This window comes from Arenibacter sp. 6A1 (assembly GCF_012272855.1).
In the GTDB taxonomy this organism is placed as follows: Bacteria; Bacteroidota; Bacteroidia; order Flavobacteriales; family Flavobacteriaceae; genus Arenibacter.
This window is the reverse complement of the sequence record NZ_JAAXCQ010000016.1, coordinates 58,351-84,569: the sequence shown is the minus strand read 5'-3', so window position 1 is coordinate 84,569 and position 26,219 is coordinate 58,351. Positions and strand designations below refer to the sequence as shown.

General features: G+C 39.7%; 17 protein-coding genes. 13 read left to right on the top strand and 4 right to left on the bottom strand.

Annotation, left to right across the window (positions count from 1 at the left end):
* Nucleotides 1-27 precede the first annotated feature (27 nt).
* The gene (locus tag HCG49_RS14280; protein WP_168470210.1) at nt 28-1,725 is read left to right on the top strand and encodes a sodium:solute symporter family protein; all 1,698 of its coding nucleotides are present in this window, start codon (nt 28-30) and stop codon (nt 1,723-1,725) included.
* 116 nt (nt 1,726-1,841) lie between these two features.
* Nucleotides 1,842-3,749: an acetate--CoA ligase gene (acs, locus tag HCG49_RS14275; protein ID WP_168470209.1), complete on the top strand. Its 1,908-nt coding sequence runs from the start codon at nt 1,842-1,844 to the stop codon at nt 3,747-3,749.
* Between the two features lie 190 nt (nt 3,750-3,939).
* On the opposite strand, the gene HCG49_RS14270 is transcribed toward acs, so the two are convergent.
* Nucleotides 3,940-5,148, bottom strand: a complete 1,209-nt coding sequence (locus tag HCG49_RS14270) for a multidrug effflux MFS transporter (protein WP_168470208.1) — start codon at nt 5,146-5,148, stop codon at nt 3,940-3,942.
* A gap of 349 nt (nt 5,149-5,497) precedes the next feature.
* Nucleotides 5,498-7,297 carry a DUF4091 domain-containing protein gene (locus HCG49_RS14265; RefSeq protein WP_168470207.1) on the bottom strand — a complete coding sequence of 600 codons (1,800 nt, stop codon included), beginning with the start codon at nt 7,295-7,297 and terminating at the stop codon, nt 5,498-5,500.
* Between the two features lie 639 nt (nt 7,298-7,936).
* On the opposite strand from HCG49_RS14265, the gene HCG49_RS14260 reads away from it, so the two are divergent.
* Nucleotides 7,937-10,843, top strand: coding sequence for a PEP/pyruvate-binding domain-containing protein (locus HCG49_RS14260; RefSeq protein ID WP_168470206.1), 2,907 nt, complete (start codon nt 7,937-7,939; stop codon nt 10,841-10,843).
* A 1-nt stretch (nt 10,844) separates the two neighbouring features.
* Nucleotides 10,845-12,107 carry a serine hydrolase gene (locus HCG49_RS14255; RefSeq protein WP_168470205.1) on the top strand — a complete coding sequence of 421 codons (1,263 nt, stop codon included), beginning with the start codon at nt 10,845-10,847 and terminating at the stop codon, nt 12,105-12,107.
* Here HCG49_RS14255 and HCG49_RS14250 read toward each other — a convergent pair.
* Together HCG49_RS14250 and HCG49_RS14245 are read right to left on the bottom strand one after the other, a co-directional pair.
* The gene (locus tag HCG49_RS14250; protein WP_168470204.1) at nt 12,094-14,919 is read right to left on the bottom strand and encodes an Npt1/Npt2 family nucleotide transporter; all 2,826 of its coding nucleotides are present in this window, start codon (nt 14,917-14,919) and stop codon (nt 12,094-12,096) included. The genes HCG49_RS14255 and HCG49_RS14250 overlap by 14 nt on opposite strands.
* A gap of 181 nt (nt 14,920-15,100) precedes the next feature.
* Nucleotides 15,101-16,021: a serine hydrolase gene (locus HCG49_RS14245; protein ID WP_168470203.1), complete on the bottom strand. Its 921-nt coding sequence runs from the start codon at nt 16,019-16,021 to the stop codon at nt 15,101-15,103.
* 457 nt (nt 16,022-16,478) lie between these two features.
* Here HCG49_RS14245 and udk point away from each other — a divergent pair, with 457 nt between their 5' ends.
* The 9 genes from udk to lepB all read left to right on the top strand — a co-directional run bounded on the left by udk (nt 16,479) and on the right by lepB (nt 26,105).
* The gene (gene udk, locus HCG49_RS14240) at nt 16,479-17,087 is read left to right on the top strand and encodes a uridine kinase (RefSeq protein WP_168470202.1); all 609 of its coding nucleotides are present in this window, start codon (nt 16,479-16,481) and stop codon (nt 17,085-17,087) included.
* A 6-nt stretch (nt 17,088-17,093) separates the two neighbouring features.
* Nucleotides 17,094-17,420, top strand: a complete 327-nt coding sequence (locus HCG49_RS14235) for an FtsB family cell division protein (protein WP_168470201.1) — start codon at nt 17,094-17,096, stop codon at nt 17,418-17,420.
* Complete coding sequence (locus HCG49_RS14230) at nt 17,420-18,808, top strand: methylmalonyl-CoA mutase subunit beta (RefSeq protein ID WP_168470200.1); 1,389 nt, start codon at nt 17,420-17,422, stop codon at nt 18,806-18,808. The genes HCG49_RS14235 and HCG49_RS14230 overlap by 1 nt, the downstream gene beginning before the upstream one ends.
* 82 nt (nt 18,809-18,890) lie before the next feature.
* The gene (gene scpA / locus HCG49_RS14225) at nt 18,891-21,092 is read left to right on the top strand and encodes a methylmalonyl-CoA mutase (RefSeq protein WP_168470199.1); all 2,202 of its coding nucleotides are present in this window, start codon (nt 18,891-18,893) and stop codon (nt 21,090-21,092) included.
* Nucleotides 21,093-21,241: 149 nt separating this feature from the next.
* The gene (locus HCG49_RS14220) at nt 21,242-22,015 is read left to right on the top strand and encodes a ParA family protein (RefSeq protein WP_168470198.1); all 774 of its coding nucleotides are present in this window, start codon (nt 21,242-21,244) and stop codon (nt 22,013-22,015) included.
* Entirely contained in the window at nt 22,015-22,938 is a 924-nt protein-coding gene (locus HCG49_RS14215; RefSeq protein ID WP_168470197.1) for a ParB/RepB/Spo0J family partition protein, read from the top strand. Before HCG49_RS14220 ends, HCG49_RS14215 begins: the two co-directional genes overlap by 1 nt.
* A complete protein-coding gene (locus HCG49_RS14210; RefSeq protein ID WP_168470196.1) occupies nt 22,931-23,578 on the top strand; it encodes a DUF5683 domain-containing protein in 648 nt (215 codons plus the stop codon). The genes HCG49_RS14215 and HCG49_RS14210 overlap by 8 nt, the downstream gene beginning before the upstream one ends.
* Nucleotides 23,579-23,581: 3 nt before the next feature.
* A complete protein-coding gene (gene dapB / locus HCG49_RS14205; protein WP_168470195.1) occupies nt 23,582-24,283 on the top strand; it encodes a 4-hydroxy-tetrahydrodipicolinate reductase in 702 nt (233 codons plus the stop codon).
* An 82-nt stretch (nt 24,284-24,365) separates the two neighbouring features.
* Nucleotides 24,366-26,105, top strand: coding sequence for a signal peptidase I (gene lepB / locus HCG49_RS14200; RefSeq protein ID WP_168470194.1), 1,740 nt, complete (start codon nt 24,366-24,368; stop codon nt 26,103-26,105).
* Nucleotides 26,106-26,219 lie beyond the last annotated feature (114 nt).

Here is a 26,219-nt window from a genome sequence, read left to right as displayed (position 1 = left end):
CTACCACCAACCAATAAACCTAAACTTATGAGTGTACAAGTATGGACTTACCTCCTTGTCGGAATTACCTTTACCCTATATATAGGTATTGCTATATGGTCTAGGGCCGGCTCTACCACAGAATTTTATATCGCCGGGGGTGGCGTATCTCCTTTGGCAAACGGAATGGCCACTGCCGCGGACTGGATGTCCGCTGCTTCGTTTATTTCTATGGCAGGTATTATAGCCTTTTCTGGCTATGACGGCTCGGTATACTTAATGGGGTGGACCGGAGGCTATGTGCTATTGGCCCTTCTGTTAGCTCCCTATCTTAGAAAATTCGGGAAATTTACGGTTCCCGATTTTATTGGGGAACGCTACTATTCAAAAACCGCCCGTATCGTAGCCGTATGCTGCGCACTAATCGTTTCCTTTACCTATGTGGCCGGACAAATGAGGGGTGTTGGTGTGGTATTCTCAAGGTTTTTACAAGTCGATATAAATACCGGGGTCATTATTGGGATGGTTATTGTACTATTCTACGCCGTATTGGGGGGTATGAAAGGAATCACCTATACCCAAGTCGCACAGTATTGTGTTTTAATATTTGCCTTTATGGTGCCGGCAATATTTATTTCTTTGCAAATGACGGGCAATCCTATTCCTCAATTAGGCATGGGCGCTACCATAAATGACGGTTCTGGAACATTTTTACTGGACCGCTTAAATGGCCTCTCCACAGAATTAGGCTTTGCGGCCTATACCGATGGTGCTAAAGATATGATAGATGTTTTTGCCATTACCTTGGCATTAATGGTTGGTACGGCAGGCCTCCCCCATGTTATTGTGAGGTTCTTTACGGTGAAACGAGTTAAAGACGCCCGAAAATCTGCCGGAATAGCGCTGTTACTGATTGCCATTTTATATACTACTGCCCCGGCAGTTGCCGTGTTTGCAAAAACAAATTTACTGAATACAGTAAGCAATCAAGAATATAGCCATATGCCCAAATGGTTTAAAAATTGGGAAGACACTGGCCTATTACTATTTGAAGATAAAAACCAGGATGGCATTATTCAATATGTTGCAGACAATAGCAAAAACGAACTGACCGTAGACAATGACATTATGGTCTTGGCTAACCCTGAAATTGCCAACCTTCCTGCATGGGTCATTGCTTTGGTAGCCGCTGGTGGACTAGCAGCGGCCTTATCTACGGCAGCCGGCCTCCTATTGGTGATCTCCTCCTCGGTTTCCCATGATTTGATCAAAAATGTCTTTAATCCCAATATCTCGGAAAAAGGGGAATTGTGGGCAGCCCGTATTGCTGCTACCCTAGCCGTAATCGTTGCTGGGTATTTTGGCATTCACCCTCCCGGGTTTGTCGCCGCTGTTGTAGCCCTAGCTTTTGGCTTGGCCGCAGCCTCCTTTTTTCCCGCTATTATCCTAGGGATCTTTTATAAAAAAATGAACAAAGAAGGGGCGGTAAGCGGAATGATAGTAGGTATAGGCCTGATGCTCTACTATATGGCCAAATTTAAATTGGGCTGGCTAGGAGAAATTCCCGATAAATCCGAATGGTGGTTTGGCATATCTCCAGAAGGATTTGGAAGTGTTGCCATGGTCGTGAATTTTATCGTGGCACTGATTATCAGTCGCTTCACTCCACAACCTCCTTTACAAGTTCAAGAAATCGTAGAAAACATCCGTATACCTAGCGGTGCGGAGAATGCTAAAATGCATTGACAACATCGGTGAAAAACATAAAAGAGCTAGATATTTAATATTATTATAGTAAATTTAAATCGTTCAATATAATCATCCCTATTTTTTGATGATTCAATAAAATTCATAGAGAAACAATGAGTAACTACCACATCAAACATTTAGAAGAATACTACCAAGTTTATAGAAAATCAGTAAGAGAACCAGAAAATTTTTGGGGAGAAGTCGCAGAAGAGCATTTTATGTGGCGTAAAAAATGGGACAATGTTTTAAGTTGGGATTTTAATACTCCTGAAGTAAAATGGTTCCAAGGTGCCCAACTCAACATAACAGAAAATTGTATCGACAGGCATTTGCTCACCAGAGGAGACAAAACTGCCTTAATTTTTGAACCAAACAATCCAGAAGAAGCAGCTCAACATATTACATATCGACAGCTTCATGCCCGTGTATGCCAATTGGCCAATGTATTAAAAGATCAAGGGGTAAAAAAAGGAGATCGGGTGTGTATTTACCTTCCCATGATTCCGGAACTTTCCATTGCGTTATTGGCATGTGCCAGAATTGGGGCCATCCATTCCGTGATTTTTGCCGGATTCTCATCTACCGCATTATCTACCAGGATCAATGATAGTGATTGTAAATTGGTCATCACTTCAGATGGCTCATACAGAGGCTCCAAATCTATTGACCTAAAAGCAATTGTAGACGAAGGCTTGGAAGATTGCCCAGGGGTAGAAACCGTGTTGGTTGTAAAAAGAACCAATACAGCAGTTACCATGAAAGAGGGACGCGATAAATGGCTACAGCCCTTATTAGACAAAGCTTACCAAGACTGTGTTCCAGAGATCATGGATGCCGAAGATCCCTTATTTATTCTGTATACTTCAGGATCTACCGGAAAACCGAAGGGAATGGTCCACACTACAGGGGGCTATATGGTGTATACCGGCTATACCTTTAAAAACGTTTTTCAATACACAGAGAACGATGTATATTGGTGTACCGCAGATATAGGATGGATTACCGGTCATAGTTATATTGTGTACGGGCCATTGGCCAATGGTGCCACTACCCTAATGTTCGAAGGTGTCCCTAGTTATCCCGACTACAGCCGTTTTTGGGAAATTGTCGAAAAACATAAGGTCAATCAGTTTTATACCGCTCCTACCGCAATCAGGGCCTTGGCAAAACAAAATATATCTTTCGCCGAAAAACACGACCTCTCTTCATTAAAAGTATTGGGCTCCGTTGGAGAACCAATTAACGAAGAAGCATGGCATTGGTACAACGATGTTATCGGGAAAAAGAAAAGTCCAATTGTAGATACTTGGTGGCAAACAGAGACTGGTGGCATTATGATTACTCCTATCCCTTTTGTAACGCCAACAAAACCAACCTACGCTACACTTCCTTTTGTAGGGATACAACCAGCACTACTCGATGAAAAAGGAGTAGAATTAAAAGGCAACCAAGTAGAGGGTCGCTTGTGCATAAAATTCCCGTGGCCAGGGATGGCCAGAACCATTTGGGGCAATCATGAGCGCTACAAAGACACCTATTTCTCGGCCTTTCCAGGTATGTACTTTTCTGGCGATGGCGCCCTTAGGGACGAGGTAGGTTATTACAGAATTACCGGTCGTGTCGATGATGTAATTATTGTTTCTGGACATAATTTGGGTACCGCCCCAATAGAAGACGCCATTAACGAACATCCGGCGGTGGCAGAATCGGCAATTGTAGGGTTCCCACACGATATAAAAGGAAACGCTCTTTATGGCTTCGTTATCCTCAAGGAATCCGGGGAATCCCGTATGCACGACAACCTAAGAAAAGAGATCAATCAAATCATTACGGAACATATTGGCCCTATCGCCAAATTAGATAAGATCCAATTTACTAGTGGCCTTCCCAAGACCCGTTCTGGTAAGATCATGAGGCGTATTTTACGTAAAATCGCTAGTAAGGACATGAGCAATATGGGAGATACTTCTACCCTGCTAAATCCGGAAATTGTAGATGTGATTAAGGATAGCGCACTGTAGGGCTGTAATACAGAAGCAGCAACTGTTAATAATTGTTAGGGCATTGCCACTTTTTGGGAAACCAAAAAGTGGCACCTGCTTTACGCTATATCTTTTTACGCCTCATTCTTCGGCATAAAAAGGATGCCGCTGCAATCAGTAATGCAAATTTTAAAAACATTATCCAATCTTACCCATAAGAAAAAAAAGATTAGGCAGTCGCCAATAGTGACCTACCCTTCATCATTAGAAAAACCCCTAATGAAATCACCCCGCAGACAGAAAATCCAATAAATAAAGGCAACGTACTGTTCTGCACAAAACTACCAATATAAGTGGCAATCGGAATGGCCATCATGGTCGAAATAAAACCGGTTATCGCCGCCCCTATTCCGGCAATATGCCCAATGGGCTCCATGGCAATAGCACGTAAATTCCCAAATAAAAAACCAAGGGTAAAAAATTGGAGCGTTAAAAAAGTGATCAATACCCCTAAACTAGGATTGGGAGCATTCCAAAACATCCCTATATAAATTAAAGCAATGCTGCAATACAAGGAAAGTGCTATATAAACCAGTCTGCGCATCCCCAGACGTACTACCAAGGTACCGTTTAAAAGGGTAGACAAACCTACAGAAATAGCCAGTCCTGCAAAGATGTACGGAAAATCGTCTGCCAAATTATATTGGATTTCAAAAATTTGTTGGGCTGTACTTAGATACACCATAAATGCCCCAGTTATTAGTCCAGATACAAGGGTAAATGCAACCGTTTCCTTATGACGGAACAACTCCTTAAACCCATCTACAAATACATGTTTGGAAAATGGTATGGTGTACTCCTTTTTTAAGGTTTCTGGTTGTCGTTTCCAAAACCAAAGACTTACCAAAAGGGTAAAAAACAACTGTACATAAAAAATAGCCTCCCAACCGTAATGGTCCAAGAAGAATTTGCCCATGGCAGGAGCTACTATCGGAACTAAAATAAAAAAGGCCGTAACAAAAGACATAATCTTGGCCATATAGTCGCCCCTAAAAGAGTCCCTGATCATAGAAATACTAATAGTCCTCGGGGCCGATAGTCCAATACCCTGTAATACCCGCCCTATTATCATCCATTCAAAAGAAGGAGCCATAATACATAGTATACTACCGATAATAAATATCGAAAAACCAAGGTATACAATGGGCTTCCTTCCAAAACTGTCAGACAATGGCCCAAAAACCAATTGCCCAACTCCCAACCCCAAAAATATCATAGTGATAAACATTTGATTTACCGTGGGGTCCAAGCTGTTTACAGAAATACCGATATGGGTCATGGCAGGCAATATGGCATCGATAGCCAAAGCTACAATAGACATTAAGGACGCCATAATGGCAACAAATTCAAATTGAGGCTTACTTTGCGATTTTTGCATCCGGCAAAAGTACGCATAAGCCTATAGACAAAATAACCTACTCTTTATTATAACATAATGATAACAGTTTACGAGTGTATTAGTATAGGCCATAGACTAAAACCTTAACCGATTTATAATAAACTACTTACACCCCGTAAACAAGACTCAACCAAAATTATATATAGCAAAACTATAGCCATAAAATAGCCGCGGGTAATTTCAATGTCATCACATAAAACACACCATTTCGGACCATTACCTAAAGGTCTGTACCCATAACGGCATTTTACTGAATGATTTATAGGAAAACGGAAATAACAATAATCTTATAAACCCACAGATCACTAATCCTTTGAACACGAATAAATTACAATACACTAAGATTATTTACCACCTCTTTTGCATTTTTAATGACCTCAGCAGCAGCAGTTTCATCCAAGGTTGTTTCATCGAATGCCTGTAATGCACTATCCAGCGTATTCAAAGCTTGCTGATTTCCCGTTTTCTTAAAGGATTCTTTTAAAATTTGTATTTTTTCATAAGCCTGAATTCCTGCTACCAAACGCTCAAAACGCATAGAGGTTCGCCCCCCTGGGTAAATTAAATAAGTGTCTCCGGCAGCCCATGCTGTAAACCTACTATCTTGTAAAGGATTACTTACCCAACTATTTAATGCCCAACGTAAATACCCATCTAATCCGGCCTTGGCAGCATACCATCCAAACCATTCCGATTCTGCCGGTGGCGAAAAAGTATAAGTGTTAGGGTACGGCTCTTCACAAGAGGTATAATAAGTGGTAATTTTACCTTCCTCACGGCGTTTTTCAATAGTTTCATCGGAATATTTCATGCGCAAAGCCACGCAATAATCATCTAATTCCCCTACTAACTCCTCGTGCAAAGCTCCGGCCAATGACACCTTAAATGCTGGATCGGCATTACGGATTACCGCCAATGTTTTTAGCATGGCATCCATAGGACGTTCATCCATAGAAATATAGGTTCTATCAAACCATCCCTTATTTTTTAGGTGTGCCGCAAAAGAAGTCAACATGGCATGCCACATTTCGTCATAAGCCTTATCCCCTGGTTTTGTCTCTACAACCTGCAGGGAGTTCGTCGCTTGATCAAAGTACTGGAACGACAACCGCCATGGTATCATTGAATAGCTATTTATTTGTTTGTCTATCCCCATAGACATCATAAATTCTACCCATTTATCAAACACCGTATAATCAAAAGCCCAACTGCCATCGGCCTTTTTCATCCAAGTGACCATGGTTTCAAAATAATCAAAGGTTTGTCCGTTCCACGGTTTGTGCATAATAGAAGCGGTAATTACCTTTCCACCCCCATCTGCATAGGGTTTCAGTTCTTTTCGCAAGGCTTCAAAATGAGCATCGGACCAAGGAGTCACCCCATAATAACGAGCCACGGCATAAGGATTTTGCCAAAGATCTAAGTGAAACTTCCAATCACTTACTTGTGGCAATACCTTGTCCTGTACCTTTATTTGAAATACCAATGTTTCTATTCGCCTTCCGTCTGCTTTTACTATAATTTTTCCTTTGTAATTTCCCGGTCTAGCATCGGCAGGAATAGCGGTCCGTATCCATACCCCTTGGCTATTCATCGGCCCTACGGTAAGCACCGTAGCATGGTGGTCAATAGGATCGGCCACTAAAGTAGAATCAAAATCTATTGCTTTTCTATAACCACAACTACCCTTGCCGTCTTTGTTCAAGCCATCGGTCAATACATACCTAACAAAGCCAGAAAAGATATTATCCGATGTTATACGTTGCTTTTTATCAGAAACGTGTACCAAATCACCTATAGTATAACTAAAGTCTTTGGCGCCTTTTTTATTCGATATTACAAACTGAGCCGATACTTGTTCGCCCTTCCACCCCGTAAGGGAAAGAGTTTTAGAGTCCTCAATGGCAGTAGCAGGCTCCTCTTTATTGTAGCGGACATCAGTACTCCCCCATGCCACCATAGTGCTTGGTGCAGCTCCCCATTTATTTGGGTTTACAGCTATAGGGTTGGGTAATTCCTCGTATCGTTCTACCGGATCCTCCTGGGTTAGATTTGCTACAGTGTCCTGTGAGTATAATGGACTAATTATAATGCTTATAAAACAGAAGAATAAAATTTTTGTTCTCATCAAAATTTGTTTACGAATTCGCAAATGAAGCTTTTCTAAAAAGGCTTAAAGATATTATAATAATTAAATAATAAACTACTAATCCGATGAGTTTGTAATCCAATTTCTAGAAAAGATCAAGAACTTTAATACATTTTGAACAATCCCATTACGGTTGGTATTAAAAGATCTATTGTTCCGAAAATTCGGCACCATATCAAGCTATAGAATAGTCAGAATACTTTTATTTTTAGAGCATTTCAACGATCTGAATATGGTTTTCGCTGACCTTCATATTTCGCTAGTTTTTTTGTTCATACTAATAATTACGAGTATCCCATAGGCAATAGGATCTCTTCAAATGTACGCTATTCGGGTATTTTCCTAAAACAATCTGTCTGATTTCGCTGCGGGTTAGATTCCTCAACACAAAATAAACACATCTAGTATTCCCTCATCGATAATTTATAAACTCGGTTGATTTTTTCTTATCTTCCAAAAGATAAAACGAATGCCTCCGTATTGATTCTGAAGCATTCAGTTGATGATAAAATCGGCATTAATGCTCTAAAAAACGATTTTATGTTTAAAAATACCCTTTGGATTAATATTTGATATTACATTTAAACGACCACTAGCTTTTATTACCAATCGAAACCTATGACTAAACAACTTGTTTTCACCTTCATATTATTTTATGCTTTCCATTTAGGAGTGGCGCAAAAAATAAGCCCGAACCAAATTAAAGAACAGATAGCTTCTTACAAATCAGATATCCGGGGACCTTATCAAGAAATTCGTTGGTTCTGTACCGATGGTAGTACCAGAGCGCCAAAAGATCCGTGTCCTAAAAACATAGGCCCTGGAATACAGCACGCCACTTACAAGCCTTCTATTATCCAACTCGGAAAGCAGCATCATATTTATCTTGGTCAAATTTTGGCCTATACCGCACAAGAGGAATTTTGGGATGCAGAAAACAACCATTCCCGTTTAAAACAATACCAGCTCAACCAATATTTAAGAACCGTAGACAATGGTTGGATCCTTCAAAAAGGACAATATTACAGAGGCTCTATCCAGGCCGAAGATGAAGAAGCCTGGGGCGTCAATTTTTACAAATGGCTGCTCTCGGACAATAATAACTTAAAAGAGAATTTTTACCTCATCCGCCAATCCTTAAAAGACATACCCCATTTAGGGGACGATAACATAGCGCAATTAATCCGCAGCGATTCTAAAGTCATCTCTGATATGGCACCAGATTTTATGTCCATCAGAATAAAAATACATGGACAACCAGAGGCAAGTGACATCGAAAAAGTAAAGGAATTTAAACGCACCAACGGCCATAAACTATCTTCTGCCATCCACGCCAAAATAGATATTTTGTTAGAGAATATGATCGGTTTTTACAAACCAATAGATATCGCTTCCCTACAACAAAAGACTTCTTTGGTAAAGGAGGATGAAATAGGAAAAACCATCCAGACCTATATTTCCAATAACAAGGACCAAAACGAGCCTTCCTTTCTTGTTCCTGCAACAGCAGAGCTTCTATTGGCCATAAGGAAAGCAGTACTAACACAAGAAAGTCCCGCTGCCAAACTCCAACTTTTAGATGCCTCCTTAAAATTGGAAGAAGTCATTTTTAAAAATTCGCCCCTTTGGAAACCAGAAACCCTAAACGATTTATTAACTAAAATATGCTACTTAGGAATGGCCAATGCCGGCGCCGGATATATAGAACTAGCAGAATGGGAACAATTGAATTTAAGTACTATTTCTTCTTCACAAAAAACGGCCTCCTTGGAAGACCTGACTGCGATATTAGAAAATGCCCGTAGGGAAGTAGAATGGAGTTCTAGCATGGTAAAAGCTAATTATCAGGAAGTAGTTGACTTATATACTGAATTTGAACCCTTGGCTAATGGGTTTATCGATGATAAAATCAGGGGGTCCATTGCCCTGCATTTAGGCAAGGCCGTTGGAGACTTGGGCGATATTATCGCTCAGGAATCAGCACTGACCAATAAGGTTTTAAACATTCCCAACCAAAGTGGCATAAGAGGTCTCAACCCCGGATATGCCCTTGGAGAACTGGTTGTCGTAAGCGGATCGCCAGACAATATTGAAGTAGCTTCCAATAAAATATATGTGTTTCAACGCCCCCCGGCCGATCTAAAACCCATTGCCGGTATTGCTACGGTTTCAGAGGGTAATATGGTGTCTCACGTGCAATTATTAGCGCGAAACCTTGGAATTCCCAATGTGGCCCTAGCAGATGACAACTTGCTAAATCTTCAAACATTCCATGGAGAAAGAGTTTTTTACGCCGTCTCCAATAAAGGGAATGTTATTATGAAATTAGAAAAGGACATGACCCCAGAAGAGAAAAACCTCTTTGCCAAAAAGGAACGTAAAGAAGAAAAAATTCAAGTCCCCATACAGAACATTGAATTAACGAATACCAAAATCCTTAACCTCAGATCGGTTGATGCCGATGACTCTGGAAAACTTTGCGGTCCAAAAGCTGCTAATCTAGGGCAATTAAAAAAAATGTTCCCAGACAAAGTAGTCGAAGGCTTGGTCATTCCTTTTGGCATCTTTAGAGCCCATATGGACCAAGCTATGCCAGAGCAAAAAATCACCTATTGGCAGTTTTTAAACCAAATGTTCAAAGAAGCCGAGGGTATGCACAGCAAAGGTATTCCTGAAATGGAAATAGAAAACTACCAGCTAAGACAGCTAGAAAAGTTGCGAGAGGCCATAAAAAAAATGCCCCTACAACCCCAATTCATAGCCCAATTAGAATCAGATTTTAAGAATGTACTAGGAAAGGACATTGGAGATCTTCCGGTTTTCCTAAGAAGTGACACCAATATGGAAGACCTTAAAGATTTTACAGGAGCCGGATTAAACCTGACTATTTTTAATGTCATTTCCAAAGAAAAAATCATATCAGGTATTAAAGATGTATGGGCCTCCCCCTATACCGAACGCAGTTTTAAATGGCGTCAAAAATACCTGCTCAATCCAGAAAATGTTTTCCCTTCCATTTTGGTCATTCCAAGTGTCGATGTGGATTATTCAGGGGTACTAATTACAAAAGGCATTAGCTCTGGCAATGACAAGGATTTAACCATTGCCTTTAGTCGTGGTGCCGGAGGAGCTGTGGACGGTCAGGCTGCAGAAACCTATTTGCTAAAAGATACGGGCGGAATACAATTATTGGCTCCTGCTAGGGATATGTACCACAATAGACTGCCGGCAACCGGTGGAACCGAAAAAAAATCATCCACATTTGAAAACTTCATCCTTAATCCAAAAAACATTCAAGATATTAAGGAATTTGCAAAAACCATCCGACAGACCCTACCTAAAGAAACCCATTCAGATTATGAGGGTGCCTATGATGTGGAACTAGGATTCCAAAACAACAAATTGTGGTTGTTTCAAATACGGCCCTTCGTGGAAAATAAAAAAGCGCTGACTTCCGATTATTTGGAATCCATAACTCCGAAAATAGATATTAATAAGCGAATACCGCTTTCTAAAAAAATATAGGATGAAAAATCATTTAAAATTTCTAGTACCTGCACTATTCTGTTTGGCCTTTACCACGATCGCCTACTATCCTATTGACGGGTATACCCGTACTGGTATTAAACGACTACTGCGAGTAGAACTTATAAAAAATGGCGTTATCAAAGAACCGAACACCCTTCCACCGGGAGCCATGAAGTCTTATATGGATATTTCCCTAAACCTAACTGCCAAAAAAAATGACAGCACCAATTCCTTTTTTAAGGTAAACGACAACTTTCAGAGCGAAATAAACGGACTTTTCAGAGGCTTGGACAAAAGCTATTCCATTGCCGTTTTAGATATTTCAGATCCGGAAAACCTTCGTTTTGCAAAACGTAATGAAACCGCTGGCTACCAACCTGGAAGTGTCGGAAAAATAGCCGTACTAGTAGCCTTGTTTACCCAATTGGCTAATATATACCCCGACTCCTTTGAAAAACGACTCGAGTTATTGCGTACTAAATCTGTAAAAGCTGGCCAATGGGGAATGACAGATTCGCATACCATTCCTATTTTTAATATAGAAACCAATAAACTGCTCAAAAGGCAAGTAATTCCCAGTGATGTATTTAGCTTATTTGAATGGACAGACCATATGTTATCGGTAAGTAATAACGGCGCAGCCAGTATCGTATGGCGAGAAGCGATGCTTATGGCCGCTTTTGGCAAGGACTACCCCAACTTGACCCAAGAACAGGCAGATTCCTATTTTGCAACTACCCCGAGAAAAGAACTGACAGATTTAGGAAATAGTGTGGTAAACCTACCACTACGGAAATTAGGGATTACTACGGACGAATGGCGTTTGGGAAGTTTTTTTACCAAAGGAGCCAATAACTATGTAGGCGATAAAGGAGGTAGTATTGGTAGCCCTATAGGTATAATGAAGTTTTTGATCAAATTAGAACAAGGCAATGTTGTCGATGAAAAATCGAGCGTGGAAATGAAACGCCTTATGTATATGACTGATCGCCGTATTAGATATGCCCAATCGCCCGCCCTAAAAGAGGCCGCCGTATATTTTAAATCTGGAAGCCTTTACCAATGCAACAAAACCAGTGGTGAGCCCTGCGGTAAATACATGGGCAACATAAGCAACTTTATGAATTCCGTTGCTATTATAGAACACCCTAACAACTGTACCTATATGGTGGTCTTGATGACCAATGTATTGCGAAAAAATTCGGCCACTGATCATATGACCCTAGCGACCAATATTGATAAAATTGTTAAGAAGGGCTAGCGATATCCCCCAACGCCAACAAGGCCTCTTGGGCAAAAGTTCGTATTTTAACTTCCTCACTATCCTTTAATTTTTCAACAAGAGGAAGGTAGCGAATGTCCTTTTGTACTTTAATAAGATATAAAACAGCTAATTTTAATTTTAAATCATGAGCCTCTATCAACATTTGGAAACAGTCTAATTCTGATGGAATCTTATGCTTTATTTTCTGTATCCCTTCTTCGGTAGTTACGTCTAAAATAGTACTCTCGACAATGGGCAATAGGGTACGCTTAAGATTTCCGGTAAGAAGGTTGTCCAAAAACTCTATGGCATTGGCCTGAGCCTCTTGTCGTTCACTAAGAAGGCCCGAATAGGCTATTTCAACATCGCCTTGTTGATACTTTAATCCCAATAGTTTAAAAATTCGTTCAAGCCCCAAATCTAACCGCCTTTCCAACAAATCCAACAAGGTAGCTCTGGCATCATATTCCTCGGCACTCACCTGTATTTTAGACTTTTTCCTGTTTCGGTAAGCAATAATAATTTGTGCATGCATAGCGGATAACGTTTGATGGTACATTTTACACTCTTCCAGAATAATCGCTACCACTTTAAATTTATTAAATTTTAACCTTGGCGTATTTCGCTTCAAACTATTCAGGGAGCGCAGGGCCTCTAACCGCATATTTAAATCCTTATCTTCTAGCAAAAAGAACAAATTCCGGACAGCTTCTTGAGAGTTGAACGTTTCCATAACCTTGGGAATGTATTGGTGATAGGCCTCCGTAATTTTTCGGTCTGCCACCATAGCCCTTAATTGGGGAAGCAGCTCCCTTCCATAGTTATGTAGGGCTAAAATAGCACTCTCCCGATACCCTTTGTGGGGTAAAAAGGATAAAAGATGGGGAATCAACATTCCGTTTAAAGTAGCGCCAGCAGCTTCAATGGCTATACGTACAACCTTGGTGTCGGCATGCTCAAAGTAATTAATAAGAAAAGAATGGAACTTAGGGATATTGGCCGCACCAATGGTCTTCAACAGCATATGTAACCCAAATTCGTCCTCGGGATGAGCTGCTACATAAGTTATCTTCTTTTCAATGAGTCCTTCCAAGTTGTAGTGTTGTTTTAAGGAATAATTATCCCTCGCCTCACGAGCTAAACACAAGAGAGCGGCATCGGAAATATGCGGATTTTCATCAGACAAATAGCTATCAAAAACTACAGCACTATTTTTGTTGGAATGCAATAACAAATAAGCAAGCGTAGCAGTAACAAGTTCCGCGTCCTCAGATTGTAATAGTGCTGGAACCTGAGTAACCATTGTATTGCTATTTAGGAAATACATGTTCTGTATGGCTGCCGTTTTTACCTTATCACTTGGGTGCGATAATAGTTGCTGCACTTCTAACTCAAATCGTTTGTCATTTATTTCGAGAAGCTTTTTAAGCATAAACAAAATTTGTGTCTCGGAACCGCTTTCAAAAACTGTTTTCATTCCCTGTATCACAGAAACAGGTTTTACTGGTAGTTTTTTATGACCGCTCTTATCGGTCAGTAATGTTAGGTTTTCCCTGAAAGTTTTAAAATATTCGCTTCTTACCTTCTTTACAAAATACACCCATACTCCAACTAGGATAAGAATAATAGAAACAATATAGGTAGTACTTAACTCGAAGCCCTTGATGACAAAAATCAAAATAAAACCAGCAATACCAGTAGCTATGCTATCGACTACCACATCGATAAAGGATTTAGTTTTATTCTTTAATTCAAAAGGCAATGGTAGCGATAACAGCTCTATAGCGCTTTTGTTGATCGACTGTTTTAAGGTGCCATCTATCGCTTTAATTAAAATAACAATAGCGAGCTCAGGGAAAACAAAGAACAAACTGCTACTGATCAAAATCCCAAGCGGTAATAAGACCAGGGAAAAGCCCACTCCAAAAACGCCAACCACCCGTTGGGTAAAAAACAATTGAATCCCTAAAGATAAAACGTTGAAGGTAGAAAACCAAAAGGCAAAAAAGGAAGTTAGTTCATCGGGGTCGGGAATAGCAGATGAGGCAAAACCACTAAAGAGGTAGTCGACTAATTTGGCTACTATAACGCTCACTCCAACTATTCCGGCCACATAACTAAGGTGCTTCGATTTTTTTATCAGGGCAATTGGCCTTTCCTCTGGGGAGACGCTTCGTTTTTTTTGCTTAAAATCATTGAGTTTCTTAACCCTATTACGCCAAATTTTGCGCAATAAAGGCAGGGTTAACATCAATAAACCTGCTGCAACAAATATGACATTTTCGACTCCTATGATTGGTGCTAACAAAGAAGTGAGGTAGCCTCCAAAAATACCGCCCAAAATTGCGCCAGAGCCAATAAACCCAAACAATCTCTTTGCCTCCCTTATATTAAACACCAAATTGGCCAATACCCAAAATTGAGAAGCCGATAACACGGCATAAATAGCCACCCAAACATAAAAGAAATAGAGCACCCAATTGGTGCGTGCCCCCAATTGTAAAAATACCCCCAGTCCTAAAAGAAGCACTATAGAAACCATAAGAGTGGTTTCTATTATTTTATTAAGAGGGAATTTACGCAGCGCCTTAGTATAGAAATAAGAACTTATCACTGCTGTTAAGGCCACCCATAAAAAAGCAAATGGCAAATTTTCTACCCCTAATTCCGAAAGAAATAATGCGTTAACAGTTGGCTTAATAATAAGCAAGGTGGCAATGATTATAAAAATATATGCCTGCATCCATAAGGACACCTTATACTCACCCTCGCGAATATCGAATAATCTTGTCAGTAAAGTTCTTAGCATAAATGATTACGATCTTAGCTCTTTGTATTATGTTTCCTTTTGAATCTTATTTATGACCCTTGCCGTAAGGCCAACCATCTCACAAGATTCATCCCGTGGTAATTTAAGGAAATAATTGATTACAAAGAGACTAAAGCCGTTATAGCCAGAAGAAAATTCTTGGACTATTTATTAGGTCGTCTTAATTTAAAGCCACTGTATTTACGGTCTTCTTTAAAACTTTCTCTACGGGCCTTACTAGGCTCCTAATAATTTCGTCCCCATTGGGATCATCGACCAATGCTACCAGAATATAACGTCTAGAAGGATTTTTTCCCCACACTAAGACTGAGTCCGAATGAAAGTTTTTCCAAGAACCCGATTTCCGGAACAATTTTGCCGTGGGCGCAATTTGATCTAGTGTGTTCACAAATTTATGGTGTAGTTCTGGTTCCCCCATAATGTCCAGCATTTGTTTGGAGCGTTGATTATTTACTAATTTCCCGTTTACCAACATATAATAATACCTACAGACCTGATTTACAGTAGCGGCATGCGATAAATTTTTCAAGGGCTCCCTATTGGTATCCCCACCTCCGCCATAACGTTTTCCTACCCAAAGACCGCCCCCGCGGCTTTTATCGTAGAATTTGTACTGAGGGTCGGTCATTACCGACTCTATTTTATCATACCCCAATCGGTCTATCATTCTTGTAGAAGCCTGGTTGTTAGACTTACTGATCATTAAACGCATGTCTCGTTTAATTTCGTCAGTTTCTTGCAACTCTCCCTTTTCTATGGCATCCATGGAGGTTAATAATATTGCTATTTTGGGCAAACTTGCTGCATACATCATATGGGCACCATTGATACTGGCAAATTTTGCTTGTTCTGGATTCCTCAAATCTACAATCCCGACAGCCATTTTCTTTTGGTTCATGAGCGATTTCCAACGGGCATTGGCCATGAGCTCCTTCTCTAAATTCTTTTGCAAAAGAGTGTGCTCTAAACTCCTTAAGGGTTTTAATTTAGCATCATCAAGATGTAAGGGCAATTCTTTCTGTGCCCACATAGGACATGAAAACATAAAACAACCGAAGAAAATTAAAAAGAGGTTTCTCATATATTAGTAACTATTACAAGAACAAAGGTATTTAATATCACCGTCCACAAACTGTTAATTTTTAATCACTTATAAAAATAAAAAACACTAATAAATCATAGGGATTTCACTGATTTAAATCCATTTTTTTGTTAAAAAAACATTCCTTAACTTTCACAAAGATGCTACGAGAGGCTATCCTATATAGAAAACCTAAACCTCTTAAGGTTTCGTTATACGTAAAAAGACAACAAAAGTCGACAATAACCAATAGGGTTGGATCCTATTACGGAAGAGAATGTACATAGGATATGGACTGTGTTTTAATTCCTTATTGAAGGTTTTTGACATCTTTACATCTAAAAAGTCAAATTCGGTGTACTGTTCATTAAGGAATATCTTTTATTAACGGTAGCCATTTATTTTAATCGGGTTGGTTTCGTGCCAAATCCTTATTTTTGAAACAAAAAATACAAGCATGCTAATTATAGGGATTGCGGGAGGAACAGGCTGTGGAAAAACAACTGTCGTCAACCAAATTATCAATGAATTTCCTAATGAGGAGGTGGGAGTTATTTCTCAAGATTCCTATTATAATGATTTGTCCCATTTGACCTATGAGGAGCGTTCACAAATAAATTTCGATCATCCACGGGCCATAGATTTTGACTTGCTCGTTAGTCACCTCAAAAGCTTAAAAGAGGGTCTACCAATACATCAACCGATTTATTCGTTTGTGAACCACAATCGGACCAAGGATACTATTCTTACACATCCTAGAAAGGTAATGATCGTAGAAGGAATTTTAATCATGACACAACCAGAAATTCGTGAATTATTCGATATTAAAATTTTTGTACATGCAGACTCGGATGAACGCCTCATTAGAAGGTTAAAAAGAGATATTAATGAACGTGGACGTGATTTAGAGGAAGTACTTAACCGTTACCAACATACTTTAAAACCCATGCACGATCAGTTTATAGAACCTACCAAGGAATTTGCCGATATTATAATTCCGAACAATAAATACAATACCGTTGCCGTAGATATAGTACGTACCATTATAAACGACAAAATAGGATAATCATATATGGGCATGAAGGGTATAAGAAAGAAAAAATGGTTTGGCATTGTTACCAACACCTATGTGTTGATCCTTACGGTGTTTGTCATTTGGATGGTTTTTTTTGACACCAATTCCCTTTTAATACATTGGGAACTCAAAGAGGAAATTGAAAAATTAGAAAAACAACAACAGTTTTTAAAGGAAGAAATTGCCAAAGACAAATTGATTATCGAAAAATTATCGGACAAAAACGAACTCGAAAAATTTGCTAGGGAACAGTACTACCTAAAAAGGAAGAACGAAGAAATTTATTTAATAGAATACGAGGATAGTTTAAAAACTAAAAAATAATGGAAAAACCCGATCTATTTAGTGAATTTTCCGAAACAACATCCAAGGCTTGGAAACAAAAAATTCAGGTAGACCTCAAAGGGGCCGATTATAACGAAACTTTGGTATGGGAATCACCTGAAGGTATTAAGGTTAAGCCTTTTTACAATTCAGAAGATATAACAGACCTACCTTTGAACTCCTTTCCCCAGGAAAACAATTGGAGAATTTGTCAAAAAATATTTTCGGGAAATGCGATTGTAGCCAACAACAAAGCCTTAGATGCTATTTCCCGTGGTGCCGAAAGTATCTATTTTACAGTGCCTTCCGCAGAAACCGAAATTCAAGAGCTCTTAAAGGGTATAGACCTGGCGAGTACTCCAATCTATTTCGACCTTCAATTTCTTTCCGAGGATTATACTAGGTCCATTCTCGAGCTTGGCAAAAACAAATCGGCCAAAATATTTCTGAATATAGATATCATTGGTCATTTGGCAAGGCAGGGCAATTGGTTCTTCAACCTAAAAGAAGACCATAAGAAACTAGATACTATAGTATCACTGGGCCACGCTACGACCTTGGGGGTAGATATGACTTTATATCAAAATGCAGGTGCTAATATCACCCAACAATTGGCCTATGGCCTAGCCCATGCCAACGAATATTTAAACCATATAAACAATACCCAAAAAGCAGGGATACAGCAGCATACTATTACCTTTATAGTAGCCGTGGGTAGCGACTATTTCTTTGAAATAGCAAAATTAAGGGCTTTACGCAGGCTATTTGCCTCCCTGGCCACCGAATACGGTGCCCGTCCCAACTGCCATATCATTGCTATCCCTAGCAAACGCAATAAAACCATTTACGATTACAATACCAATATGCTCCGTACCACTACAGAATGTATGTCGGCCATATTGGGCGAGGCCAATACTATCTGCAACACTCCCTATGATGCCATTTATCACAGAGATAATGAGTTTGCAGAACGCATGGCCAGAAATCAGTTGCTGATTCTAAAAAATGAAAGTTATTTTGACAAAGTAAATAACCCTTCATCGGGCTCCTATTATATAGAATCCTTAACGCATCAACTAGCTTCAAAAGCTTTGGACCTCTTTAAGCTAATTGAAAAAGGCGGAGGTTTTTTGGTACAGTTAAAAGAACACCAAATACAGAAAAAGATCAAGGAAAATGCCGTCAAGGAAGAACAGCTATTTAACCATCAAGAAAAAATCCTTGTTGGAACCAATAAATATAGTTCCAAGGAAGACGCAATGAAAGACATGCTAGAGCTTTACCCTTTTGTAAAAATCAAAACCAGAAAAACCCTTATTGAACCAATTATAGAGAAAAGACTGTCGGAAACCCTGGAACAAAATAGGTTAAAACAAGAACAAGCATAAACAATTACCGTTACCGTAGTATTTTTGGTTCTATGACACCAACAAATATTGTACTAAACCTACCTAATCATCTTTAGATACCATGGCAAGAAAAAATCTTCAACACATACAACTAGTGCCTTCCCAAGAATCACCTATAGATTGGCAGGACAAGAAGATGGCGGCCAACTCTGGGAAAGAAAAGCCCACTACCTTTGAAACTGCTGAAGGCATCGCTTTAAAATCTCTATATAACCACGATGACATTGAAGGAATAGGACATTTAAATTTTGCCGCCGGGATTCCGCCTTTTTTACGAGGCCCCTATTCTACTATGTATGTAAAAAAGCCATGGACCATACGGCAGTACGCCGGATTCTCCACCGCGGAAGAAAGCAATGCTTTTTACCGTAGAAATTTAAAAGCGGGGCAAAAAGGCCTCTCAGTGGCTTTTGATCTTCCCACTCATAGAGGCTATGACAGTGACCATGAACGGGTGGTGGGCGATGTTGGTAAGGCCGGAGTAGCCATTGATACTGTTGAGGATATGAAAATTTTATTTCAGGACATCCCTTTAGATAAAATGTCGGTTTCCATGACCATGAACGGTGCCGTTTTACCGATTATGGCTTTTTATATCGTAGCTGCAGAAGAACAAGGCGTTGCTATCAAAGATCTTGCTGGCACCATACAAAACGATATCTTAAAGGAATTTATGGTGCGAAATACTTATATCTATCCCCCAGCACCTTCCATGCAAATTGTTTCCGATATTTTTGAGTATACCAGCAAGTATATGCCAAAATTTAACAGTATCAGTATCTCTGGTTACCACATGCACGAAGCAGGGGCTACGGCAGACATAGAATTGGCCTATACGCTTGCCGATGGCCTAGAATACATCAGAACCGGACTAAAAACAGGAATGTCCATAGACACCTTTGCCCCCAGGATATCTTTCTTTTGGGGCATAGGAATGAACCATTTTATGGAAGTCGCCAAAATGAGGGCGGGAAGGATACTATGGGCCAAACTGGTACAACAGTTTCATCCAAAAAGCGAAAAAAGTTTGATGTTGCGCACCCATAGCCAAACTAGTGGCTGGAGTCTGACGGAGCAAGATCCCTTTAACAATATTGCACGTACTACCATAGAAGCGGCCGCGGCTGCTTTTGGGGGTACCCAAAGCCTGCATACCAATGCATTGGACGAGGCCATTGCCCTACCTACCGATTTTTCGGCCCGTATTGCCAGAAACACCCAATTGTTCTTGCAACAGGAGACCGGAATTACAAACACGGTAGATCCCTGGGCAGGAAGTTACTACGTAGAAAAACTGACCGACGAAATTGCCAGAAAAGCTTGGAAACTAATTGAAGAAATAGAAGCTCTAGGCGGTATGACCAAGGCTATTGAAGCAGGCATTCCTAAATTAAGAATTGAAGAAGCTGCGGCAAAAAAACAAGCCCGTATCGATAGCGATAGGGATATAATTGTAGGTGTCAATAAATATAAATATTCCTCAGAAGATACCCTTCAAATCCTAGAAGTCGATAATGCAGCGGTGAGAAGGCAACAACTGAGCCGTTTAGCAGAAGTAAAGAAAAACAGAAAGGAAGAGGCGGTGAAACAGGCTCTAAAAAACCTGACGGATACAGCCCATCAAAAAGCATCAGCCAATGACAAAAGCAGTCGAGGACCGGTTCATAATGACGAAAATTTATTAGCTTTAGCGATCAAGGCTGCAAAGGCCAGAGCTACTTTAGGAGAAATAAGTTCGGCTCTTGAAGAAGCTTTTGGGCGCCATATAGCAGAAACAAAATCGTTTACCGGGGTGTATTCAAAAGAAATAAAGAATAATGATAGCTTTAAAAAAGCACGCGAATTGGCCGACATTTTTGCAGAGCAGGAAGGCCGTAGGCCACGTATCATGATTGCAAAAATGGGCCAAGATGGGCACGACCGTGGGGCAAAGGTAGTGGCAACCGGCTATGCCGATCTAGGCTTCGATGTAGATATAGGTCCACTTTTCCAAACCCCGGCAGAAGCCGCAAAACAAGCCGTGGAAAACGACGTACATATTCTAGGGGTCTCCTCTTTAGCAGGTGGACACAAAACATTGGTACCACAAGTATTACAGGAATTAAAAGTCCATGGACGTGAAGATATTATGGTGATCGTCGGAGGGGTAGTTCCTAAACAAGATTACGCCTACTTACATGATGCTGGAGCGGTGGCTATTTATGGTCCAGGGACTAAAATAAGCGATGCCGCCATTGAAATTTTGAAAATATTGATCGATTAAGCCCCCTATAATCATTTATTGTTCGCGACCACCTTTAGTTATTAACTTTATTTAACAAATTATACCTTAAGTTATTCACTTTGTGTTAACAAATTACATTTTATAACACCATAAATAATTGTATTTTTACCCTCTAACTTACTAGGAAAATGGGCAAAATAATTGCTATTGCGAATCAAAAAGGAGGGGTAGGAAAAACTACTACTTCGGTAAACTTGGCTGCCTCTTTGGGGGTTTTGGAAAAAAAAGTATTACTTATTGATGCTGATCCACAAGCAAATGCCACTTCTGGCTTAGGTATCGATGTCGAAAGTGTAGCGTATGGCACCTATCAACTTTTGGAGCATACCAAAGCTGCCAAGGAAATGATTGTAAAAACCTCTTCTCCTAATGTCGACCTTATTCCTGCCCACATTGATCTTGTTGCTATTGAAATAGAACTTGTAGATCAGGACGAAAGGGAGTATATGATGAAAAAAGCAATAAGAGACCTGAAAAACGATTACGACTATATTCTTATAGACTGTGCTCCTTCTCTAGGGCTTCTGACCCTTAATGCCTTAACATCGGCAGACTCTGTCATGATCCCTATTCAGTGCGAATATTTTGCCTTGGAAGGATTGGGCAAGTTATTAAACACTATTAAAAGTGTTCAAAAAATCCATAACCCAGACTTAGATATAGAGGGCATGGTACTCACCATGTACGATTCTAGACTACGATTATCAAATCAGGTGGTGGAAGAAGTAAAAAACCATTTTTCCGAAATGGTCTTCGACACTATCATTCAACGAAATGTTAGACTTAGCGAAGCCCCTAGTTACGGAGAAAGCATTATTAAATACGACGCCAGTAGTAAAGGAGCCGCCAATTACCTAAATTTGGCCCATGAAGTTGTAGTGAAAAACAAGGAAACAGTATAATGGCGAAAGCAATCAAAAAACAAGCACTAGGACGAGGCCTATCGGCCTTATTAAAAGACCCTAACAATGATATACAATCGGTATCCGACAAAAATGCCGATAAAGTAGTTGGCAATATTGTAGAATTAGATCTGGAAAGCATCTCAGTAAACCCTTTCCAACCACGTTCCAATTTTAACGATGAAGCACTGCAAGAACTGGCCTCTTCCATTAAGGAACTAGGGGTTATTCAGCCCATTACGGTCAGAAAACTCGATTTTAATAGCTATCAGTTAGTTTCTGGGGAACGACGTTTTAGGGCCTCCAAACTGATCGGTTTAGAAACCATTCCGGCTTATATCCGTATTGCCAACGACCAAGAGTCCTTGGAAATGGCCTTGGTAGAAAATATCCAACGACAAGATCTAGACCCTATAGAGATAGCTTTATCATACCAAAGGTTAATTGATGAAATTCAATTGACTCAGGAAAAAATGAGCGAAAGAGTCGGAAAAAAACGCTCAACCATCACCAACTACCTTCGCTTACTACGGTTAGACCCTATTATTCAGACCGGTATTCGCGATGGTTTTGTTTCTATGGGCCACGGAAGGGCTTTGGTAAATATAGAGAAGCAAAAAGACCAATTAGCACTCTATGAGAAAATCGTAGGCGAAAACCTTTCGGTTAGAGATACAGAAAAAGCTGTTAAGGAATATCAAGAAAGAATACTAAACGGCGATGCTGGAGCAAATATTCCTCCAGTCCAAAAAAAGCCAAACCTTCAGCCAGAATTTATTAAAGAAAATCTTGGTTCTTTTTCGAACTACCTATCAACCAAAGTAGATATTAAAGCTTCGGAAAAAGGAAAAGGTAAAATTACTATTGCCTTTAATTCTAAGGAAGAATTTAGTCGATTAAAAAAATTGATCACAGGTGAATAAAACTCTTGTATCATGGGTGTTTCTTTGTTTTTTTGTAGTTCTTGGCACAGCTCAAGACGACAAGAAGAAATCTCAACCCTCGGACTCTATTAAGACTTCTCTTAAAAAAGAAGGCATCACTGTCATAGACACCCTTTCCATAAAAAAAAGAGGTATTAACCCCTTGGCTCCTAGTAAAGCTGCTTTTTATTCCGCTGTTTTTCCCGGTCTTGGACAAATTTACAACAAACGTTACTGGAAAACCCCCATTGTATTTGCTGCCATAGGCACCGGAGTATATGCCTATATGTACAATGACGATCTCTATGATCGCTTTCGTACGGCTTTTAAACGTAGGCAAGCCGGATTTACCGATGACGAATTTTACGATTTAGGCAGTCCAAACCCTCCTGGGTCGGCCCCCGATTTTTCTGATAAGGCCTTGGAAGATGCCCAAGAAAGATATCAGAACGATAGAGATTTGTGGCTTTTAGCCACTATAGGGATGTATGTTTTAAATATAGTAGACGCCAATGTCGACGCTCATTTAAAACAATTTAATGTAGATGACAACCTAAGTATGGATTTTAGGCCATATTTGGATATAAATAAAATTACCGCCAATCCAGTTTACGGTTTGGCTCTAACCATTAAGTTTTAATTTATGAATATTGCTTTGTTTGGCTATGGGAAAATGGGAAAAATGATTGAACAAATCGCCCTAAACAGAAACCATACCATTGTAGAAAAAATTGATTTGGATACCACAGATATCGACTACTCAAAAATAGATGTTGCCATCGATTTTAGTATGCCCAATGCCGCTTTTTCCAACATTAAAAGTTGTTTGGAACACAATATTCCTATCATTTGCGGAACTACCGGATGGTTAAAAGATTACGACAAGGCAGTAAGCCTTTGTAAAGAAAAAAATGGTGCCTTCATTTATGCCTCTAACTATAGTCTTGGTGTGAATTTATTTTTTGAACTAAATTCACATTTAGCCAAAATGATGAAGCAACTTAAAGAGTACAATGTAAGTATGGAAGAAATTCACCATACCCAAAAACTAGACGCCCCTAGTGGTACTGCAATAACTTTGGCAGAAGGGATTATTGAAGAAACAGATTACTCCGGGTGGCAATTGGATACGGCAAAAGAGAACGAAATTGCCATTACAGCCAAACGTATTGCCGATGTTCCGGGAACCCATACCGTATCTTATGATAGTGCAGTTGATTCGATTGAAATTAAGCACACCGCCCATAACCGGGAAGGATTTGCACTTGGTGCCGTTGTTGCAGCCGAGTGGATTGTCGGTAAAAAAGGCGTTTTTACCATGAAAGATGTGTTAAACCTAAGTTAAGGAACGTAACAAAAACAAGACAGCTAAGACTTAACTATGGCGGGATTAAGATCCCTTCATCATTAATCAACACCAATAGATTATGAACGGTACACAGTGGATTATTTTTATTCTTATTATCCAAGTTATACATTTTTTGGGAACTTGGAAACTTTATGTAAAGGCAGGAAGAAAAGCATGGGAAGCTGCCATACCCGTGTATAACGCCATTATTCTAATGAAAATTATTGGCAGGCCAAAATGGTGGGTTCTATTACTTTTCATACCCATCATCAATTTGTTAATGTTTCCTGTGATATGGGTAGAAACCATCCGTAGTTTTGGCAAAAATTCCTTAGTTGATACTTGGCTAGTACTATTAACCTTTGGTTTATATATCTATTATGTAAATTACTTTTTAGACGTAAAATATGTCGAAAACAGGGATCTTCATCCAAGAACAGCTATTGGGGAATGGGTAAGCTCCATCGTATTTGCCATTGTTGCAGCTACCTTGGTACATACCTATTTAATTCAGCCCTTTGTAATCCCAACATCTTCATTAGAGAAGACTTTACTTGTTGGCGATTTCCTATTTGTAAGTAAATTTCATTACGGTGCCCGTGTCCCAATGACTACCGTTGCAGCGCCCATGGTACACGATACCTTACCTGTTTTTAAATCAAGATCTTATATCGCCGATGTAGATCCGGCTACCTACAAAACTTCGATCTGGAACAAATTACAGCTGCCATATTTAAGACTTCCTGGTTTTAAAAAAATCAAAAGAAATGATATTGTGGTCTTCAGTTGGCCTGCCGATACGGTATACCAATTCTTTAAAAAGCAGGCAGGGGTAAGAAAACCAATAGACAAAAAATCGAACTACGTTAAACGATGTGTTGGAGTCCCTGGCGATTCCCTTTCTATTATCGATGGTTATGTTCATATCAATGGCAAAAAAACGGTGCTTCCCTATAGGGCAAAACCGCAATTTTTACATACGGTAACAGTGGCCGATCAATTCACTACTGCCTCCATAGACCTTCTAGGCAGGGAAAATGTATCTGGAAACGTGATACGTGTCCCAGCAAGTTCTCTGGAACAGGATCGTGCCCAAGAGGTTATTAATGCCATGCATTTAGACAAGATTAGCTCTGATAGCGCCTATACCTATTATACTGGTAATATCAGCAACCAAAAGGTTGTGAATTTCCTAAAGGCCGAAGAAGTAAAAAATATGGCTCTTTTTAATTTAACAGAAGAAGAAGCTAAAAATTATACCGGAAAGGCCGGTATAACTGACATAAAAAAGTTCGCTTACACCATTCCCCATACGGATGTATTCCCTCAAAATGCCGCCTATGCAGGAACTTCGGACAATATGAAAACCATTTACATCCCGGAAGAAGGAAAAACGGTTCCTCTAAACCTAGAAGTACTTCCTTTATATGAAAAAATAATTAAGGAATACGAAGGAAACGACCTTGTGGTAAATGGAAACCAGATACTTATCAACGGGGAAGTGGCAAACAGCTACACCTTCAAACAAGACTATTATTGGATGATGGGAGATAACAGACATCGTTCAGAAGATAGCCGCTATTGGGGCTATGTTCCCGAAGACCATGTCGTAGGTACTCCTGTTTTTATTTGGATGAGCGTAGACGGCATTAATGACGGCCTAAGCAATTGGAAAATTAGATGGGATAGGGTTTTCACCACTGTTGGTGGCGATGGAGAACCAGTCTCTTATTTTAAATACTTTTTAATTGCCCTAGGAGCTTGGTTTGCCTTTGATTATTTTAGAAAAAAGAAACAAGCGAAAACAGAAGACCAATAAAGTTAGAGTCAAATAACGGCTTCCATTTATAGTAAACGGAAGCCGCAGAACAACATCATGCATGGGATAGTAGCTTGATACACTAAACTACTATCCTTTGCTTCTTGAACCGGT

What these genes read in the sequence shown, in the direction of transcription:
- HCG49_RS14280 (WP_168470210.1), top strand. Translation starts at nt 28, where the DNA reads ATGAGTGTACAAGTATGGACTTACCTCCTTGTCGGAATTACCTTTACC.
- acs (WP_168470209.1), top strand. Translation starts at nt 1,842, where the DNA reads ATGAGTAACTACCACATCAAACATTTAGAAGAATACTACCAAGTTTAT.
- HCG49_RS14270 (WP_168470208.1), bottom strand. Translation starts at nt 5,148, where the DNA reads ATGCAAAAATCGCAAAGTAAGCCTCAATTTGAATTTGTTGCCATTATG.
- HCG49_RS14265 (WP_168470207.1), bottom strand. Translation starts at nt 7,297, where the DNA reads ATGAGAACAAAAATTTTATTCTTCTGTTTTATAAGCATTATAATTAGT.
- HCG49_RS14260 (WP_168470206.1), top strand. Translation starts at nt 7,937, where the DNA reads ATGACTAAACAACTTGTTTTCACCTTCATATTATTTTATGCTTTCCAT.
- HCG49_RS14255 (WP_168470205.1), top strand. Translation starts at nt 10,845, where the DNA reads ATGAAAAATCATTTAAAATTTCTAGTACCTGCACTATTCTGTTTGGCC.
- HCG49_RS14250 (WP_168470204.1), bottom strand. Translation starts at nt 14,919, where the DNA reads ATGCTAAGAACTTTACTGACAAGATTATTCGATATTCGCGAGGGTGAG.
- HCG49_RS14245 (WP_168470203.1), bottom strand. Translation starts at nt 16,021, where the DNA reads ATGAGAAACCTCTTTTTAATTTTCTTCGGTTGTTTTATGTTTTCATGT.
- udk (WP_168470202.1), top strand. Translation starts at nt 16,479, where the DNA reads ATGCTAATTATAGGGATTGCGGGAGGAACAGGCTGTGGAAAAACAACT.
- HCG49_RS14235 (WP_168470201.1), top strand. Translation starts at nt 17,094, where the DNA reads ATGGGCATGAAGGGTATAAGAAAGAAAAAATGGTTTGGCATTGTTACC.
- HCG49_RS14230 (WP_168470200.1), top strand. Translation starts at nt 17,420, where the DNA reads ATGGAAAAACCCGATCTATTTAGTGAATTTTCCGAAACAACATCCAAG.
- scpA (WP_168470199.1), top strand. Translation starts at nt 18,891, where the DNA reads ATGGCAAGAAAAAATCTTCAACACATACAACTAGTGCCTTCCCAAGAA.
- HCG49_RS14220 (WP_168470198.1), top strand. Translation starts at nt 21,242, where the DNA reads ATGGGCAAAATAATTGCTATTGCGAATCAAAAAGGAGGGGTAGGAAAA.
- HCG49_RS14215 (WP_168470197.1), top strand. Translation starts at nt 22,015, where the DNA reads ATGGCGAAAGCAATCAAAAAACAAGCACTAGGACGAGGCCTATCGGCC.
- dapB (WP_168470195.1), top strand. Translation starts at nt 23,582, where the DNA reads ATGAATATTGCTTTGTTTGGCTATGGGAAAATGGGAAAAATGATTGAA.
- lepB (WP_168470194.1), top strand. Translation starts at nt 24,366, where the DNA reads ATGAACGGTACACAGTGGATTATTTTTATTCTTATTATCCAAGTTATA.